This is a genomic window from Halorhodospira sp. 9622 (assembly GCF_022228025.1).
Classification (GTDB): Bacteria; Pseudomonadota; Gammaproteobacteria; order Nitrococcales; family Halorhodospiraceae; genus Halorhodospira; species Halorhodospira halophila_A.
Window position 1 is genome coordinate 1 of sequence record NZ_JAJNRE010000069.1, and the last position, 1,554, is coordinate 1,554.

Sequence of the window (1,554 nt, forward strand, 5' to 3'; positions counted from 1 at the left end):
CTTAGACATCATGGATAGACCTGCCCTGACCTCGAAGCACGTGGGTTATGTTTCGAGGTAGGAACACAGGGAACACAGAGCCACATCGAGGAGGGCAGGTCATGAATGAGTTTAACAGCGTTTACGTCGGCTTGGACGTGCATAAAGACACGATCGCCGTGGCGGTCGCGCGGCTTGGACGGGGTGATCCGGAGTACTGGGGTAGTATCGCGCACACGCCGGAGGCGGTGACCAAGCTGCTTGAGCGTCTGTCCCCGGACGGCGAGGTGCTCAACTTCTGCTACGAGGCCGGTCCTTGCGGCTACGGGCTCTATCGGCAGCTGACCGCGGCGGGCCACCGGTGCATGGTGGTTGCCCCCTCGCTCATCCCCCGCAAGGCGGGTTCGCGGGTCAAGACGGATCGGCGTGACGCAGTCACGCTGGCTCGGCTCGACCGCGCCGGGGAACTCACGGCGGTGTGGGTGCCGGATGATGAGCAGGAGGCGATCCGCGATCTGTCGCGGGCCCGTGAAGACATGAAGGCGGCCGAGCGCCGTGCGCGCCAACGCCTGAGTGCCTTCTTGCTGCGCCATGGGCTGAGCTACAGCGGCGGCAAGTCGCGCTGGACGCAGGCGCACTGGCGCTGGCTGGAGGGGATCAAGATGGACTCGCCTTGGCAGCAGATTGCGCTCCAGGAGTACATCGACGCGGTCAAGGAGGCGCAGCGCCGGGTGGCCACGCTCGAGGAGCAGATGCGGGAGGCCGTGGCGCACTGGTCGCTGGGGCCTGTGGTCGAGGCGCTGATGGCGTTGCGCGGCGTTCAGCTGGTGACCGCCGTGACCATCCTCGCCGAACTCGGCGACCTCACCCGTTTCGATTCGCCAAGGGAGCTGATGGCCTACCTGGGGTTGGTGCCCAGCGAGCATTCGAGCGGCAATACACGGCGCCAGGGCGCGATCACCAAGACCGGTAACGGTCACGCCCGGCGCGTGCTCACCGAGGCGGCGTGGGCGTATCGCTTCCCAGCGCGCAAGACGGCGAGCATCGAGCGCCGGGCGGAATGCGCGCCCCCCGGTGTGCAGGCCATCGCCTGGCAGGCCCAAAAGCGGCTGTGTCGGCGCTACCGCGCCTTGATCGCAGCGGGTAAGCCAGCCAACCAGGCCGTGACGGCGGTGGCCCGGGAGCTGGCCGGCTTCATCTGGGCGATTGCCCGCGAGTGCGCCGGCCAACCCCATGGCTCGAGGGCGCTGGCATGAGTCGGCGGCCGTGGCTCCGGTTCAGGGCATGGAGGGCCGGTGAGGAGAACCCCAGCAGCTTCTATCCATGATGTCTATGTGGCCCCTGGGTGAGCGCATCCAGAGGTGACCCACGCACTTAGAGAAGGGCAGCTCCGCGACGAAGTGAAGTCAGGTCGGTAACCAACCCACGTATCTCAGAGTGATCCACCGTCGTGAAGTCGCCCTTCGTGCCCTGAACCGGAGCCATGGCCATGAAACGAAGATGGACCGAGACAACCGAAAAGCGGCCTCCCTGACGGGAGTGCCCAGGCCTTGACAGGTCTACCCATGTCAGAAG

At 66.1% G+C, this 1,554-nt stretch carries 1 protein-coding gene; it reads left to right on the forward strand.

Features of this window, described 5'->3' with window-relative positions; genetic code table 11:
- Positions 1-101: 101 nt before the first annotated feature.
- On the forward strand, positions 102-1,235 hold the full coding sequence (locus LRG07_RS13580; RefSeq protein WP_238642723.1) for an IS110 family transposase: 1,134 nt from the start codon (positions 102-104) through the stop codon (positions 1,233-1,235).
- Positions 1,236-1,554 lie beyond the last annotated feature (319 nt).